The sequence below is a fragment of the Caballeronia choica genome, assembly GCF_001544535.1.
Lineage (GTDB): Bacteria > Pseudomonadota > Gammaproteobacteria > Burkholderiales > Burkholderiaceae > Caballeronia > Caballeronia choica.
The window spans coordinates 13,384-30,074 of sequence record NZ_FCON02000093.1 but is presented as its reverse complement, the minus strand read 5'-3'; the positions used below and the strand labels follow the sequence as shown (position 1 = coordinate 30,074).

12 protein-coding genes and 1 pseudogene are annotated in these 16,691 nt (G+C 57.0%); 4 read left to right on the top strand and 9 right to left on the bottom strand.

Going from position 1 to position 16,691, the window contains the following annotated elements; translation table 11 throughout:
- Nucleotides 1-26: 26 nt before the first annotated feature.
- Complete coding sequence (locus AWB68_RS29590) at nt 27-509, bottom strand: caspase family protein (protein WP_235028564.1); 483 nt, start codon at nt 507-509, stop codon at nt 27-29.
- 227 nt (nt 510-736) lie between these two features.
- On the bottom strand, nt 737-1,393 hold the full coding sequence (locus AWB68_RS29585) for a hypothetical protein (RefSeq protein ID WP_087647873.1): 657 nt from the start codon (nt 1,391-1,393) through the stop codon (nt 737-739).
- A gap of 953 nt (nt 1,394-2,346) precedes the next feature.
- Here AWB68_RS29585 and AWB68_RS29575 point away from each other — a divergent pair.
- Nucleotides 2,347-3,180 carry an SIR2 family NAD-dependent protein deacylase gene (locus AWB68_RS29575; protein WP_087647871.1) on the top strand — a complete coding sequence of 278 codons (834 nt, stop codon included), beginning with the start codon at nt 2,347-2,349 and terminating at the stop codon, nt 3,178-3,180.
- A gap of 52 nt (nt 3,181-3,232) precedes the next feature.
- Here the strand turns inward: AWB68_RS29575 and AWB68_RS29570 are convergent, their stop codons facing one another.
- Together AWB68_RS29570 and AWB68_RS46985 are read right to left on the bottom strand one after the other, a co-directional pair.
- Nucleotides 3,233-3,553: a DUF4148 domain-containing protein gene (locus AWB68_RS29570; protein WP_087647870.1), complete on the bottom strand. Its 321-nt coding sequence runs from the start codon at nt 3,551-3,553 to the stop codon at nt 3,233-3,235.
- 1,056 nt (nt 3,554-4,609) lie between these two features.
- Nucleotides 4,610-5,035: a hypothetical protein gene (locus tag AWB68_RS46985; RefSeq protein WP_125483081.1), complete on the bottom strand. Its 426-nt coding sequence runs from the start codon at nt 5,033-5,035 to the stop codon at nt 4,610-4,612.
- Nucleotides 5,036-5,143: 108 nt separating this feature from the next.
- On the opposite strand from AWB68_RS46985, the gene AWB68_RS29565 reads away from it, so the two are divergent.
- From AWB68_RS29565 to AWB68_RS29555, 3 genes are all read left to right on the top strand, one after another.
- Nucleotides 5,144-6,034, top strand: coding sequence for a phytanoyl-CoA dioxygenase family protein (locus AWB68_RS29565; RefSeq protein WP_160110091.1), 891 nt, complete (start codon nt 5,144-5,146; stop codon nt 6,032-6,034).
- On the top strand, nt 6,031-9,309 hold the full coding sequence (locus tag AWB68_RS29560; RefSeq protein WP_087647868.1) for an amino acid adenylation domain-containing protein: 3,279 nt from the start codon (nt 6,031-6,033) through the stop codon (nt 9,307-9,309). Before AWB68_RS29565 ends, AWB68_RS29560 begins: the two co-directional genes overlap by 4 nt.
- Before the next feature lie 73 nt (nt 9,310-9,382).
- The gene (locus AWB68_RS29555; protein WP_087647867.1) at nt 9,383-10,240 is read left to right on the top strand and encodes a phytanoyl-CoA dioxygenase family protein; all 858 of its coding nucleotides are present in this window, start codon (nt 9,383-9,385) and stop codon (nt 10,238-10,240) included.
- Nucleotides 10,241-10,243: 3 nt separating this feature from the next.
- Here AWB68_RS29555 and AWB68_RS51550 read toward each other — a convergent pair whose 3' ends face one another.
- The 5 genes and pseudogenes from AWB68_RS51550 to AWB68_RS29525 form a co-directional block, all read right to left on the bottom strand.
- Nucleotides 10,244-11,620, bottom strand: coding sequence for a condensation domain-containing protein (locus tag AWB68_RS51550; protein WP_160110090.1), 1,377 nt, complete (start codon nt 11,618-11,620; stop codon nt 10,244-10,246).
- A 1,711-nt stretch (nt 11,621-13,331) separates the two neighbouring features.
- A complete protein-coding gene (locus AWB68_RS29540) occupies nt 13,332-13,814 on the bottom strand; it encodes a hypothetical protein (protein WP_087647864.1) in 483 nt (160 codons plus the stop codon).
- A gap of 646 nt (nt 13,815-14,460) precedes the next feature.
- Nucleotides 14,461-14,760: pseudogene (locus AWB68_RS51545) on the bottom strand (zinc ribbon domain-containing protein); the annotation flags it as partial.
- A 12-nt stretch (nt 14,761-14,772) separates the two neighbouring features.
- Entirely contained in the window at nt 14,773-15,186 is a 414-nt protein-coding gene (locus tag AWB68_RS29530) for a hypothetical protein (RefSeq protein WP_087647863.1), read from the bottom strand.
- Nucleotides 15,123-15,884, bottom strand: coding sequence for a hypothetical protein (locus tag AWB68_RS29525; RefSeq protein ID WP_160110089.1), 762 nt, complete (start codon nt 15,882-15,884; stop codon nt 15,123-15,125). Before AWB68_RS29525 ends, AWB68_RS29530 begins: the two co-directional genes overlap by 64 nt.
- Nucleotides 15,885-16,691: the final 807 nt, after the last annotated feature.

Genomic DNA, 16,691 nt, shown 5'->3' with positions numbered 1-16,691 from the left:
CTCTCATCCTGATTGACGCGCTGCTCTCATCTTGTTTGACGCGCGGCACCCGCCACTCCTTCTAGCGCAAAGGCGCTTCTTGGTTGCGCAGGAACCTCAAGAACGCGAGCCGGTGCGTGCCCACTAAAGCAGCAGTCAAGGATGCACAGTACGGCACGGGCCCTCGTCGCTTTGAAGGCGTCTCCAAGCTCTGCCATGGAAAGGGTGGTACCCGACAAGTCGGAGCAGAGCGTGTCATAGACCGCGATTCCCCCATCGGGAGATCCATGCCCGGCGAAGCTTATGACAATGATGTCGTCATCCATGGCACTTGCTAATGTACCGAATATCGACTCGGAGACACTGTCTTTGGTAGCGTCTTCGTCAACCAAAAGTTTCGCGCCGAAGCCCGGTACAGAATCGAGAAACAGTGCATTAAGCGCCCTAGCGTCACGCACTGCTCCAGTGAGTTCGCTGATGTTTGGATCGAGTTGCTTGTTGATGCCGACGAAGATTCCTTTGATGGACACGATGGGCTCCTCTTCGCCTGAGAGTTAGACGCGGCCCGACCGGGATCTCGCGGTTCTGAACGCGGAAAGAAAAAGGTGTGTTTTTCCGGCTTCGTACCTGCTACGCGGTGATAGGCCGTCTCAGCGGCCGCTTCAGAGCACTGATCAGATGCTTCGCCAGAGAATGCCCCACGGCGGAATTACCAAGTTCCAGCCCTACCTCGAGTCATCGATCTCAACCGCGGCTTCTAGCTTCCGCTCTTGCCGGTATTTCCTGTCGCCGGCGCTGTCGGCGCGGGACTGCTCGGCGGAGTGGGTTTGACACTTTGCATCGGAAGTCCAGTCAGGCCACGTTGGACCGTTCTCGCCGGACCCTGTGCCTTTTGCAACGCCATTCCCGTTACTCCGTCGTAGAAAAGCTTATTTGTCCCAGCCACGTTCGCACCTCGAAGATTTGTTGATACAAAAAATGTCGTGAAGATCAGGGCGACAGCGAACGCAGCAGCGGACATCCAATGGTTCACGTGGTGCGCGCAATGATCCCACCACGTCTGCTCTTCCAGCGCGTCGCCCTCTGCTTTAAGGTAGTACCTCTCAGCCCTATCCAACTGCAAGGTCACGACTCGCAAGCTCAAGACGTACGACGCTATGACGAGCACCATCGCCAAAGTGAAGAAGAACCAAGAACCATATAGCGCCCATGCGAATTGAGCCTGACGAATCGGAATGAAGTCCTTCAAAAAGCCGAGCGAAAGAGCGAGGCCCGCACCCGAATACGTCAGGATGGATTTGTCGAGATTTTCGGCGTTCGAAATCTGGCGCTTCGACAAATCGTCGCGGTTACGCTCATATAGGCGTATACGCTCCGCGGTGTCATCTGCGGCCCCACAAAGGTCTTCGCACATCACCCAGCCTGCTATTTCGAGTTTCCGCCACTTTGCTGATCGCCATTCGACTTTCCAACGCTTCGAGTGACGGGCTGCATTTTTTGGCCGGTCACTCCGCCGTGAACTGTTCTTGTCGGGGCTTGAAGTCCTCGCCCCTTGCCTACAGGCAAAACAAAGATCGGCACTTTCATCGTCGTCGCATCTCGAAATAATAAAGGTTTCGCCACCCAATTACGGACCGGCATTGCGTTGCGCCAGCCGTTCTAGACGACTGTATATAAACACACATCTGAAGAAATGTCCACAACAAGTGGACATAAACGACGCGGGCAGCACAACATCTTGTGTATATAGTCATATTGAATCTAAAAATTAATCGGATAGATACACACAATTAGGCCGCACTTGTCAACGCGGCACGATATGACGAGCCTGAGCAGCTTGAAATTATGATGGAGACGTTGATAACTTTGGCACACCCGCCGACAGGCAGCCATTGGCCACTATCAGGGACGATGACCGCCGCGCGGTAGCTGAGGAGAGCGGCAATGTTACAAGCCCGTGCAGCGTTGAAAGGGAGAAGTTGATATGGCCCTTGGCCGGGGAAATCTTTGCAAGACGCAGTTGCTGTTCCGATCGAGGCACCACTCGCATCTCAGTGTGTTCGATCGGGCGGTTCGCCATTCAGTATCGAAGATGCGTATTGGTTCGGACAACCTCTATCGCTACGCTTTGTGTTTCCCTTGGCAGCAACCAGGGACGGACTTTTCCGCCGGCATACGCTTCGCGGCGACTTCTCGGGAGCGCCATCGTGCCAGCGGCTGCGGTCCGTCCTTGCCGACTTGCATAAGTTTGTCGCCTTCACAATCGCCCTCTTGGCTACCGCCTTTCCATTTCACAACGAGAGTGAAGTAAGCTGAAGGACGTCCTCGTTTTGAAGACAACGTTCACCAGGATCACCGCGGGCCCTCATGGAAACGAGCATTGCAATAGAACGCGCCGCGCAATGGCTGAACGACGCTGACGGGCTGCTCATCAGCGCGGGTGCTGGTATGGGTGTCGATTCAGGTTTGCCGGATTTTCGCGGCACTGAAGGCTTCTGGCGCGCATATCCGGCGCTGGGAGCCTCCAGCATCCGCTTCGAAGAGATCGCTTCGCCGCAAGCCTTTCGTCGCACCCCGGCACTCGCGTGGGCGTTTTATGGGCATCGGCTCGATCTGTATCGCCAGACACAGCCGCATCGTGGATTCGACATCCTGCGTGATTGGGCTGCGAGGATGAAGCACGGAGCCTTTGTATTCACGAGCAACGTCGATGGGCATTTCCAGAAAGCCGGCTTCCCTGAAGACAGAATTGCTGAATGCCATGGATCGATTAACTGGTTGCAGTGCGTCGAGGAATGTTCTCAGCAAATCTGGCCAGCCGACGAGGTGGTGCCCGTAATTGACGGCCACACCTTCCGCCTGACGTCGTCAATTCCGCGCTGCCCATCGTGTGGTGCCGTGGCTCGCCCCAACATCCTAATGTTCAATGACTCACACTGGATAGAGACGCGGTCCAGTCGGCAGATTCGACGACTCGAGGGTTGGCTTTCGCAATGCAGCAACCTTGTCGCGCTGGAACTTGGCGCGGGCCGCGCGATACCCACGGTGCGTCGGTTTGGTGAGCACTATGCCGCGCGTCTCATTCGTATCAATCCGCGCGACTTCAAGGTCTCTCCCGATCGCGGAATTGGAATAGCGGGTGCGGCGCTCGACTCATTGCAGCAAATCGAGCGACTGATGCACCGGGGGCGCGAAGAATGAAGGCGCATTGCGCTCAGGTATCGGCCCATCAGCAGAAAAGATACCGGGCCAATTACCCGTGTGTCTGGCATTCCGTCTGATACCAATAGTCGACTAAGCGCTGTGCCGCTTGCAAGTCATCCGGGTAGAACGGATCGTCGTACCACGGTGAAGGGTTGTAGCCCGCTTTTCTGAGGGCGGCCAGTTCGCTTTGGTGCTGCCCCATCGTAGGAGGCGTGTTGGTCCTGAGCGCGGCAAGGTCGCGGCACTCTGTTGGGCTAAGGTGCGGCCCGGCATACGGCACGCCGCCTACGGGCACGTCGCCGACGACACAACCGGCAAGCAAAAGCACGACGGCGGGAAGTGTTAAACCGCCTCTAAGCGACCTCGTCATGGTGCATGACCGTCCTTTCGATCGCGCCAGCCTGCTACCGGAGGCATCTCGTCATCAAGTGGTTGCGTCGTACAGGATACTTTTCGATTGCCGCATTGGGTGAGAAAAATTGCGGATACGGCGGGAGCCCGCAACGATACCGAAGCTTGGCACCTTGGATGACTTCACGGTGCGTGCCACGGACACTTTTCTCGATTTCAGCGCGCCGATTGGCAGCGATCATGAGGACCTCCACGGAGGGAGTTGTTATGCCTCAGACGATACCATTAATTCCACATTTAGTATCAATTAAAACTTCCAACACAATATGTTGTGTATCTATAGCGGTGCGACCCTATTAAAAATCACTATCTTCTCGCGAGATGAGTCTTTCTGGCCCAAGGCTTAACGGCACAACATTTTGTGCCGTTAGCTTAAAAGCGTCCGCGGATTAAAGAATAAGCTGTCCGTTCATGGGGCTCTCACGCCGGCTACGACTGCCTCGAAAAAGCATAACTTGGCCCATCGACCAGGAAGAAAGCATAAGTTGTCGAATCGAAAGTCTCCGTGAGTAGCAGCCCATTTTTTCTTGCATTGCGCGAGCGGGATCAGCGCCGAATGCACTGTGGCTGCGGCAAATAGCAATGCTGAGTTTGCGAGCGTCACCCGTCGAGCCCTACGACGATTGACTGAAAGAAGCCTCGAGATCGACCAAAGCCGTCCGTGAATTGGGAAAGTCTCCCGAGTCGCTCAATGCTGCAGATGAAGTCACGTTCCCCTGCCCTGCGGTCTCAACGCTTATCGTCTGCTCCTGCACCGCCTGTTGAAGGTCGCTTTTGCAGGGTCCGCTTCGCCGCTGCCAAGAATGGGGGCAACCTTAAAGTTCCAGGAGGCAGTCGGCCGACAGCGGGTGAATTGGCAATTATCCTGTTGTGGCGTTGAACCCCTTTCAATCGTCGCAAAGCGAACGGACAGTAACGCCCGTGTCAGGCGCGAAGACCTGACTGCCAGATTTATCTCATGTATTAGGACGGCGTGTAACCGTTGTTCGACGCAATCTTGCCCGCCGAAATGCGGTCAACCCGGTGATCGACCTTGAAGCCGAGCAAGTTGCACTTCAATCTCAGCAGCCAACGCCGGCGATGCGCGAGCGAGATCGGCAAGTTCCGGAGCCTTGGACGCCAACCGCGCAAGATTCGGCGAAACGACAGCCAACTCCGCCAAATTGGGATTCTCCTGGGCCAATCGGGCCAGTTCCGGGGAGGCGAGTTCGAGCGCAGCGAGTTCGGGAGAGGCCAAAATTGCTTTAGCCAAGTCCGGTGAGCTCGCGGCGGCCGCTGTAAATCGTGACGAAGTCACCGAGACACCGCTTACTATTTGCGGCCCGCTAAGATTCTCGTTAGGCAGCGCACGTGCAGTCAGCGCGTGAGCGGCGGCCCGTACCGCGCTCAGGAATTCCTCGGCCAGTTTCTTGAGTTCAGGGAGTTGTCCAGCTTGCGGCATCGCTATTCCTTTTGAGTTGTTGAGGAAACCGACTTCAATGGAACAATCCTGCGGGATACTATAGACGCTCGCGAGGTAAAAATGGACAAATCTCTAGGGCGACTACAGATGGACGCTACCCTTTCCGAATCGGCTATGGATGCATGCGGGTTTACCCCAACCGAGATGGAAATCCAGGCCTATGAGCAGATGGGCTATTACATAACCCCGCGTCCGATTGTCCCTTCCGACTTGATCGCCCGTGCTATTGACGGCGTGGAGCGTTACTACTGCGGCGAACGCGATTGGAGCCTCCCTATTAGCGGCGGTTTTCTCGATTGGCGACCGGAGCACGGGGGACTGCTGCGCATAAATGATTATGTCTCGCTGCAAAACGAAGAACTTCACGCACTATGTATGCATAGCGCAATCGCCAGCATCGCAGGTCGCCTAGCACGAACTCACGCGATACGCCTTTTTCACGATCAACTTATTACCAAGATGCCTTCATCCGACGGAGCCACCGCAGTCGGTTGGCATGTCGACAAGGCCTATTGGCGCACGTGCACGTCAGAAAAGTTGCTGACCGCATGGATACCGCTTGTAGACATCGACGAGAACTCAGGGGGTATCGCTTTCATTTCGGAGAGTCACCGCCAACCGCTGCAGGACTGGATGACAACCTTCAATGACCAGAATCTGGGTAAATTGGCGGAGCGGGCTCAAAAGGCCGGAATCACCATGCGTGCAGTAACGCCAACAGTGCCGCTAGGCCACGTCAGCTTTCACAATGGACGGACAATCCATGGCAGCAAGCCAAATCGTGGCCACCAGCCGCGCATTGCGCTCACTGTGCATTTTCAAGACCAAGATAATCGCTACCAATTGGTAGCCGACAGCCACGGCAGACCGGTCCTTCACGTTAACGACCTCCTTTGCCGACGCAGCCCAGATGGGCTACCGGACTACGCTGACCCCGACATCTGTCCAACGCTCTGGAGCGAGGAGGATCCCCGATGACCGTCACTCTGTCGCGTCCGCAGCAAATCCAATCACCCGTTACGCTGCCGTTCGAGGGGCGTCGTTCGACGGTGCGCTCCGACAAATTCGCAACTGCAAACTTAGCATTGCCGCTCGCGGCGGAGACGGCAGCGGAGCGCGCCGTACTCCTCCTGACCGCCACAGGTGTGATCCTTGCGAGGTATAACAACGCCGACCACATTTCCGTGGGTGTCTCCAAGGCCGGTTCGGTACTTGGCCTGTTTCTCTCTACGCCACAGCATCTTTCTGTTCGCGCGCTGGCAGAAGATCTACGCGCCGCTTTGGAGGGGTTGCAGGTTGGACCTTCTGACCTTGACAAGCAAGTCACAAGTGCGGAGCGCGATGCCGCCGTAGGTAGGGACCCGCTTTTTGCCATAGTGATGGCGTTAGATGACGCACCCGCGCCGTTTGTCCAACAAGACCTAACCCTGCACTTCGACGATACTTCGGGCCGGCTCGTGGCGAACTACTCCGCCCGGCTTTTTCGCCCAGAGATCGTCAGTGGTTTTCTTCGCCACTTGTGTCGTGTCCTTCAGGCCATTGAGGCAGACGCGTCCGCAACTGTCGGTAGCGTACAGTATATTGACGCTGCTGAACAAAGCGATCTTCGCGGTCTAGGAAGCGGAGGCGCACCGGCCCATTGCGGTACCGTAGCGCAACATCTCTTGGCGGCATTAACTCGTGGCACGGACGAACCGGTGCTTGAGTTCCACGATCAATCATGGACCTTGGGCGACTTGATGCGCCGCGCCGACCAAATCATCTCGGGTCTGGGAGCTCACGTACATAAAGGCGCGCGATTCGGTATCGGATTGCGCCCCGGACCAGACCAAATCGCCGCCCTCCTGGCTGCAGTACGCGTTGGCGCAGTCGTTGTTCCGTTAGACACAAGTCTGCCCGCACTGCGACTCGCCGCAATCCTAGCCGACGCCACTCTGAGCGTCATAGTTACCGAGAAGGCTCTCGTCGCGCACTTTGCAAATTTCGCAGTCGACGCTTTGTTGATAGAAACTTTGCCCGCTTCGGATGCTCGCTTGTCAAGCTGGTCAGTAATCACAATCGAACCGGAATCTGCGCTCTACCTACTTTTCACATCGGGCTCAACTGGTCGACCCAAGGGTGTTTTAGTTCCCCATCGGACGTTGGCAAACCTCGTAGCATGGGAAGACCGACAACGACCAACACGTGGCAAACGCACATTAGGTCGGACCTCAATTGCGTTCGATGTCGGTCTGCAAGAGATCTTCGCGACCATCTTGTTTGGTGGGATTCTCGTCCTGGCATCCGAGAACGAAAGGTCTAATGTTGGAGCTCTTGCCAACCTTCTTGCGCGCCTACGGATTTCGAGGCTGTATCTTCCGCCCGTGGCGCTCTATCAGATGACGGAGTCAGCGCCAGATGACCTTACGGCGCTTGAATGCCTGAAGCACGTTATCGTAGCTGGAGAGGCTCTGCGAATCTCCCAGGCCATTCGTCGCTTTTTTCGTTCGACTCGCGCCAGACTTATTAACCAGTACGGCCCGACAGAGACGCACGTTGCGACAGAGGTTGTTTTGGATGACGCACCACTCCGTTGGCCGGATCTTCCCGTCATTGGTCGCCCTATTGCCGGCGTCGACGTGCACATCCTTGATGCCTCCGGTGTTTCAGTCCCGTTGCTTGTGCCGGGAGAAGTCGCGATCGGCGGTATCGCGCCAGCGATAGGCTATGTTTCGAACCCGGAGCTTACCGAGGTGCTGTTTGTCGACGACGCACGAGCGGGTCGGGTATACCGCACCGGTGACCGCGCCAAGTGGCGGCTAGATGGGACTTTGGAGTTTGTCGGGCGCGCAGATAGCCAAGTGAAGGTTCGTGGCTATCGCGTTGAACTGCTTGATTTGGAGGTCAATGCAGCTAGGTTGGCCGGCGTGCGTCAGGCTGCTGCGAAATTTTGGACGTCCGGTGACTGGAAGGGCTTGGCACTTTACTTTGTTCTGGACGCTGTTCAAGCGCCGACTATGCGTGAACTTAGGGAAGCGCTCCGGGAACGCGTACCGGAATATATGCTCCCGCCCCTACATGCGATGTTCGCTCTCGAAGAGCTTCCGCTAACCGCGTCCGGGAAAGTAGACCGCGGTCAACTTCCTGAGCCTTCTGTCTCTCAAGTCGTCGAGGCAGAACCACTTGATGTTGGAGGACGCATACGGGCGATTTGGTCTCGGCGGCTAGGATTGATCCAATTCGAACCTGACGAAGATTTCCTTGAGCTTGGAGGTGACTCGCTGCTTGCGATCCAAATCGTGTCCGAGATCAACGACGCGCTCAAGGTTGCGGTGCCACTGTCCACGCTCTTACGCGGAACATCGCTTCGTCGATTAACCGCGGTCGTGGAAGGTTTTATCACAAATCGTACGACACGAATCAGCCTCGTGAGCGAAGTTGCATCGGGCCAGATGGAACTCTCGACGATGGGAGAACCGAGGAACGACAGAAGAGTAGCAAGCGTCGATTTGCCGTGCGGCCGTTTTGTTACGCCTTCACCGTCGGAGACCCGTCACCTCTGGCAAGAAATATATGGTCAGCGCGCCTATCACCCGGACATGATTCGTTACGCAACCGGCGATACCATTGTCGATGTTGGAGCGAACGTCGGCGTCTTCAGCCGCTTTGTGCTCGACGTTACAGGCGGATGCCGGTTAATCGCAATTGAACCTGCTGATGAACTTTTTCAGTGTCTGCAAAGCAATCTCGCTGCCCGCAGCAACGGCGTGACGCTTCTGAAACTTGGCTGCTGGCGCGAGGATTCGGACGCGAACAATTTCTTCTATTTTCCGCGAGTACCAGCAATGTCGAGTTTTCGCCCCGATTCCGTGAGGGATCGTAGTTTGCTCGAAGAGTTGCTGAAGAATGATCCGGTTTGGTCCAAAGCGGACGACCGTCATGAAAAGGAGCAGTTCTTGAAAACCGCTTTCGCAGCTGAGTCTCAACCGTGTCCCACACGCCGCCTCTCTACCGTCTTTGCAGAAATTGGTTTGGATCATATTGATATTCTCAAGGTCGACGTGCAGCGAGGCGAGGAGGATGTGCTTGCAGGGCTATCTGAGACGGACTGGCCAAAAATTCGACAGTGCGTAGTCGAGCTTCAGGACCACAAAGGATCGGTCGCGGCTATGCGCAGTCTTCTCCAGGCGCGCGAATTCAGCGTCGATGTATCAACGATTCCGCTCCATGCAGGAACTGACGTGCGTTTCGTCTATGCTTGGCGTCGAGCATAGAGCGCAGCCGACTATTCGCCTTCGGTGTCAGGCCGAGCCCGGCGGCTCCGGGCGACATCCCTAGAAGCTTACGATGCATAGACACTGGCCGAAAATAACCGAAGAAGATGTCGCCTTTTATCGCGCACATGGATGGTGGGTTTCCGACGTAATCTTACCTGATGAATTGTTGGATGACTTGGCATACGCCATCGAACGCTACGCCGCGGGCGAACGGGATCGTCCGCTACCCCAACCACTCCTTCCACAGTGGGCTGGAGCGCCAGAGCGTGGGCTTCGACAAGCTGATTACCTCTCTCTGCAACTTGATTCGGTTATGGACTTCGTTCGCACCCCGCTGCTGCCGCTATTGGCCAGCACCTTGAGCGGCGCCGACGAAATCCGCTTGTTCCACGACCAGCTCATCTGGAAAGATCCCGATGGCCAGACAACCCGGTCGACGGTTGGCTGGCATAGCGACCGGGCATACTGGAAAACTTGCACATCGGAGAAGATGCTCACTGCCTGGGTGCCGCTGCAAGACACGTCCGAGGAAATGGGGACGCTGGCCGTGTGGGACGCGAGTCATCTTTGGTCCGGCACCGATGACCTGCATACGTTCAACGAGCCCGAGCTAGATATCATTGAATCGCGCGTGCGTGCTTTGAACCATGCTCCTAACATAGTGCTCCTGCCTCTCCGCAGGGGCCAGGTAAGCTTTCATCATTGTCGGCTCGTGCATGGGAGTTACCCGAATCGCACAGGTCGTCCGCGCATAGCGTTCGCGATCCACTACCAAGATGGAGAAAATCGACACATCGCGCCGCGCGCTTCCGAGAAAAGTCCGGTCCATTTGAACGATATGCTCTGCCGAACCTGCACTGATGGCACTCCGGACTATGCCGACCCGGAAGTCTGCCCAGTGTTGTTTTCGACGTCGCGCCAAGCCTGACATTCATTCACGAGAAACGCTCCAGTCGGCAATAAGGCTTGGGGTGCCCCGATCATCTGTAGCATCGTCCCGAAGTCGACAGATGCTCCGCAGAGCAGACTCATAGCTCGCCAGAAGTACGGTAACGTCATTTCGGTCGGCATAACAAGGGCTGTACTCCAACGTGACAACAACCGATTCCCGAAGCATGCACACCGTCCAGTCCATTGTCGGCTTGCTCGGTGCCTCTCCAAATCGAAGCACTGTCGGACCGGAATATCCCAAAGTCGTCGAGCCAAGCGTAGTGAGATCAACGTCCCATAAGCGACACCGAGAGAGACCAAAGTCCTTGAGAGGATGATCAATCACGTTGAAGGTGACCGGTATCAGGTCTGGTAGTGCAAGACCACCCCGGCGAACAGCACCCAAGCTGATCAATGGCGCAGGCACATTTTGGTGGTCAAGTGCGTCAAAGAGCGTATTCGCCGCGGCGGAAATGGCCGTCGAGTCGGAGACGTCAGAAGACAGGACTAACGGCACTGAGTTGTAACACGCGCCAGAAGTCGAGGCTGCACCTGGCAGGCTTCGGCCGGGCACGTTTGTAATGACGCAGGGGAAAGCGCGTCTATTCGATGCGACTTGCGCATAGGCGGCCAGGAATAGGGCAGCAAGCGGCGCGCGGTTACTTCGGGCCGTTTGCACAACCGCATTCCGCAGTACGCTTGGCAACCGAAGTTCCTGTCGTTCTAAGCTAACATTCGACTGTTCGACTGGTGGTCGAACAGGAATTGCGACACGCGGCACCTCCTCGAGCTTGCACAACCACCAGTTCAACTCTGCCTGCGCGTCGGAGGAATCGAGCCAGGTTCGCAGTGTCTGAGCGTACTCAATTGACGTCGTTTGCTTCGGCGAATCCGACAACGGTCGAACGTAACTAGCGCGAAAAGTCTCGGCATACAGCTTCAACGAGATCGCGTCCGCCGCCATGTGATGGGTTGCGAATATCCATATGTGGTCGTTGTCACTGCGCCGAAAGACCCAGTGGCGCATGTGCGGAGGCCTTGCGGCGGCAAGCAAAGTCGGAATTGCGCCGACCAAGCCTTCCAAGATTCCATGTGAGTCTGCTGCGAGCTCGGTCACCGTCGTTGACGGTGGCAAACTATTCGCAGACTTTACCTGGGCAACCGGCTCGCCTTGGCGCCAAGTCCAAGTTGTGCGAAGTGGTTCGTGACCAGCAATCGTCGAGTCGGCCGCCCGTCTGAATGCATCGATATCCAACGGTCCATCGATATGTGTGACGCGGGAAACGGTCGGAGGATACCCGGTGAATATCTCGTTAAACAGAAGGAGTTCCTGGCAGAAAGACAGCGGTCCTTCCCGAGTGACATCGCTATTCTGCAATGGACGACTCCGATACAACGTTTCGGGAGGCCCCGCGCGCGGCGGTAGACTTGATTGGACAGACTTTCGAATGATAGTCAAATCGAGGAAAATTGTCGCTTAAACATTCACCGCGCAGGGGCCGTTCGGCGACGATCGCTTCGATGGCTCTGGAAAATATTTGCAGCACGCTTGACGAAAAGATTCGAAATCGAGCCATCGTGCCCGCTGCTGACTGACCTAATCCCAAAGATCGCCCGGAGAGCGAACGAAGTTCGTGCTTGCTTCACGCGTCGAAGTCGCCATCGCGGCCATGCCAGCTCCGTAGCAATGCGTCTTCTCAAGCACCGTCTGCCCGGCAACCGACATCGCGGTGGCGGCCTCGGCATCGCCAGCGCAAGCACCGACAAGCGGACGGATGTGTGTCGCGCGCAGGCCAAGCTGTGCGCGGCGCGACGAATCCGCAGTACCAAAATCAGGATTTCGGTCGGCTCCTGGCCTCAAGGTCGTCAAGTCGGAGCAGCAGACTATCTAGCGTGCAGAGTTGGGCGCGCGTCAGACGCGTCCTCCCAGAAGCTAGTGGAGCCGTCCGCGCCAGTATCTAGCCGGCATAATTGGGCCGTCGAGGTCTCCTATCAATTATGGCATCGTCACTCGCGCGATACGCGCGATGTCTTGGTCAAAGAACATACCCATGTGCGCCCCTTGGTTCTGGCCTGCGCGCTGTTGGCTACGTCTTGCAAATACTATAGGATAGTTTTCGCACCATGCCAAATATTGGGATAACCGATGGCGCGGAACTCCCGGACAACCGACTTCGTCGCGGCTTCGTGAGTGAGTGTCGATTCGATGAATTTTCGGAAGCTTCGATCACGCGAGATTGTTATCGGGCGGTCGCAAGTTTCTGTCGATTGACTGAAGTTGGCTGCGTTCGAAGACCTCTTTCCATCGCCTCAGTGTGCATCAACCGAGACGTCGCTTGGATTGCTCAGATATCTTAGCCACCGTCGGGTCAACAGGACTCTGAAAAGACTACGTCGAAGTGGTACGGTCCAAATGTCGTATATTTCGCCGTCCTCCTTGTCAAATTGCCAGTTTCCGTTTCCCGCTAGCGCCGTCAGGCATGTCCACATGTGAGCAGTTGGCCCCTCCCCTCCGTCATAACGATGCGCATCGTCAAAAGGGCTAGTATCCGTCGGCATATCCGCTGTAGCGATGAGGAACCTCTTTTGCGCTTCACCGGCAACCTCAAACCTAATCGGCGCTCGTCCAGCACGCATCCACTTGTAGACGGTCTCCCAGACCTCCGGGTCCGCGTGGTCCGCTAACCAGAAGATTTCTACGTCACGATAACGCAGACGGATGAGGTGAGGTTGGCGAGTCTCGAACCATCCAAAAGAAAGTTGCCCTCCTTCCTCACACGACGCCACGAAATCCGCCAGCGACGCATCTATCTTGCACATCAGGACGGGGGTATCGTCCCGCATTGCAGCCAGCTCAGGCGCTTTACCTCCAAGCGCCCAAAGCGGTAGTAGAGCCCCCGATTCGACCGTTCCACCACACACATCAATCTCGTTCATTTCTTTAAGCATCTTTACCAACTAATGAGTATGCGATCCGGCTTGACCCAAGTGCCGCCGCCGCAGGTCGCCTTGCCGGGCACTGTTTCTTGTCTCCCGGCGCCACTGCAGCGGCCGGCTCTTCCTGGGACGCTTGCGGCCTACGCGACGCCTCACTCGTATTGCAGCCACACGCCCCCATCTGTCTTCGCGTAGTCGAACATTCGCCGCATCAAGGTATACCAAGCGTAAAAGCTCCGTTTTCCAAGTGTCCGCGCGCACTCGTCCCAATGCGCAAAATCGGCAGCAAGCCTTGCGGAAGCTACCGGGCCGATAGTTCCGAACTGACCCGGATGGCGAAACAAATCACGGAATGGGCCGGGGCCATCCGCACCTGCCATCTGCCAGTGATAACCAACCATATCCGCCAACTGTTCCATGCACCTGGCGAAATCGCCGCCTTTCTTCGCAACCGAGAATAAATGCTCCTCTTGGAATTGGTACGCACCGCCGACTTCCAGTCCCTCCGTGATTCGTGGACAGTCTGGATGGCCAATCACTTCGGCGACGTTGTCCAGGCTTTTGGCCCAGAAATCAGCGTCAAATTTCCCATCTAACTTCGACAAACCCTTGCGTGCAACGAAAACTACTGGCATATGACATTCCTGTGTATCGAGTCTAAGAACACGCCGCCCGTGCTGGGCCGTGTACAAGGCGCGTCGACGATCGATGTCAATCAATCGCCGCAGGTTGTATAGTGCGATTGAAGGACGATGACGGGTCGAGAAACTAACGAATGGAATGGGAGATTTTTGGAGGGCCGAATACTGTCGGGAATGCAAGGAGTTTTCGAGGTCGATACGCCGACTTTCTTCAGTTGCGGTGGGAGCTGCGCCAGACCAGAAGCTATCCGACCGAGACGGCCGGCGCTTTTACAGGATACATCGCAAAAGACGGTGAGCCAGTCGTGCAGCATATCGTCGGACCTGGGCCGCGCTCTCAGCACAAGCGTCATCGGTTCCGACCCGACCACGACTGGCAACGTTGCCAGCTTTACGAAACCTTTGAGACGTCGACGGGCCGTGGTGTGTACCTTGGCGACTGGCATACGTATTCGCACGGAATCTCGCGTAGTACCCAACCAACGTCGCCAACTTTTCCATGCGCTTGGCAAGTTCGCGCCGCTTCCTCGCAACGGCGAACCACCGCTCTTCTTGGAATCGTTACGCACTGCCGAATTCCAGTCCATCGGTGATACGCGGGCAGTCCGGAGGGTATTCGGAATTACGTGTTTAAAATGAGTCACACGCAATCTTCGATTGACCTCACCGAGGCTGTCCAGGACCGGAAGTACGGATTGGACAATCTCGGGTCGGCAGACCTACCCCGAGGTCTGTTGTATCGCGCGACGTGCTGGCTTACCAGCGCGCCGAGGAGTGCATCGCGAGACGCCCGGCAGGTACCTGTATCACCCAGAGAACGTCTCTGAATCAGGTTACGCGCCGCGTTGACATCCGCGTGCCGACGGTGTCCGCACCACAGGCATTTGAACTTCGCCTGTTCGGTGCGGTTGTTCTTATCCACGTATCCGCAAGCTGGAACAGCCTGTGAAGACTACGCGGCGATGACTTTCCTGCATGTGATGCCGAAGCGCTCTTCGAGGTCCTTGAGCTTGGCTTCGATGAAGCCGCGGCCCATGTTCGAGAGCAGCCTGTTGAGCTGGCGACTCAGGCCCGGTGCCCGGAAGTCGAGCCGCTCAATCACGAGTTCGGCCGGCGCGCGCACCGCCACCAGCCGGTTCAGGCAACGGCCGACCTCGCTCTCGAGCCAACCGCGCATCGCGGCCACGTACTTGCGGTACCGTGCGTGGCGGCTGGGCTTGAGGCCGCGCGTCTGAAGATACTGGGCGAGACTCGTGATGCGCCGGTCGTAGTATTCGAGCTTCGAGCGCCATTGCCGGCCAATCAGGTCGCCCTGATCGGTCGCGAACAGCGTATTGAGTCCGAGGTCAGGGCGAGCGCTTCGCACCGCGGCTGGTAGGCGGCGCGCGACGCCGCGAAGGCATCGGTGACGTCGGTGAGCACGCCGACGCCGAACAAGCCGTCGCTGCGCTGGTTGACCTGCACGGTCAGCGCCCGGGTCCCCGCGCGCGTCGTGAAATACGGATACGTCTCAAGTGGCAGGTCGACCGGCTTTCGTTTCTCCAGCGTCGACAGCCGCGCCCACAATCGGAAATGCGATGCCGTATGCGACGGGCTCACGCTGACCATCCGTTGGTCGACGACCATGTTCAGACGGTGCAGTGCGGGTCGGCGATGACGTTTCATCACGGCGCGGAACGTGACCCGTGCGAGCCGTCTCACCTCGTTGGGGATAATGACGCCATCACGCATCGTCAGCGGCACAGACAGCGTCTGCCAGGCGCGCCAACGATTGATGAAGTGAAGCTGATGCCTGACCGAAGGCTCGAGTGAAGAACGATTGACGAGGTCGCGAAACTCGTTCTGACGGTTCGACAGGAACGAATCGAGTACTCCCACCACCTGACTCCGTATCATTTGGCCGAATGAGGTGCCGACCTGGTCGTAGCCGGTACGAGTTTTGAGCCGTGCATCCAAGACGCCGCGCTGATAGAACGTTCGCCATTGTTCGCAGCCGTGCAGCACTGCGATACGCCGCCATGTTTTCAACAACGCACGGACACGTGCGTGTTTGCCGCCATTCATCGGTGAGGGCAACACATCACAACGGTAGAGCTTGCGAAAATTCGAGGGCATGGCAAGTATAGCCAAGCCCTTGCAGCATGCCGCCGTCTTTTCTGATTTTCCTTACATCCTTCCACAAGATATTCCGAGTAGCCCGATAGAAATCGCGACGGCGTGGTGGAGCTTGATGGCGATTCAGTGTCATGCCCACCACAACCTCGCAAGTTCTACCGCTGTGATTGGCGCCCTCGCCGATCAACCGACCGGTGGGAGCGCCAAGTCGCATATCACGGCTCGAGTCGATTGCGACCGCGCCATCTGGTAGCGGCAGACGGCGGCCAGTCGAAATCCGGCGTCGGGAGAAACTCGGCGATTGCATCCGGCGACATGTTGCCCGTCCGCTCCAGTTCATCTGCCAGCGCGACCACTCGACTCCAGACTTCCGGCCGTCGCAATGCTTCGCTCACGACCTCACACGCATGCTCAAATTCGCTGCGGTACCGTAGCAGCCCAGCGAGACCCTGCGCTATTTCGACGTCGCTCTCTCGGTCCAGCCATCCCTCGGCGTCACAGACATCAAACTCGCTTTCGCCGTAGAAAGTCTCTGCAATCGTACCCGCCAGCGTGCCGCAAACGCGAAGACGCACGACCCGTCTCAGGTCGGCAGGGAGCTGCTTGCGCTGCGTGACTCCGAGCGAGCACGGTGTACGAAGAGGCGGGCAAACGGCGAAAGGGCGTGCTCTGAAGTTGCTGGGGCCCCGAATTGGTCGAAGGGAACCGCGGCTCCAGTGCGGTAACTCATGCTTTTGTCGCTGCGGATGACGGCGC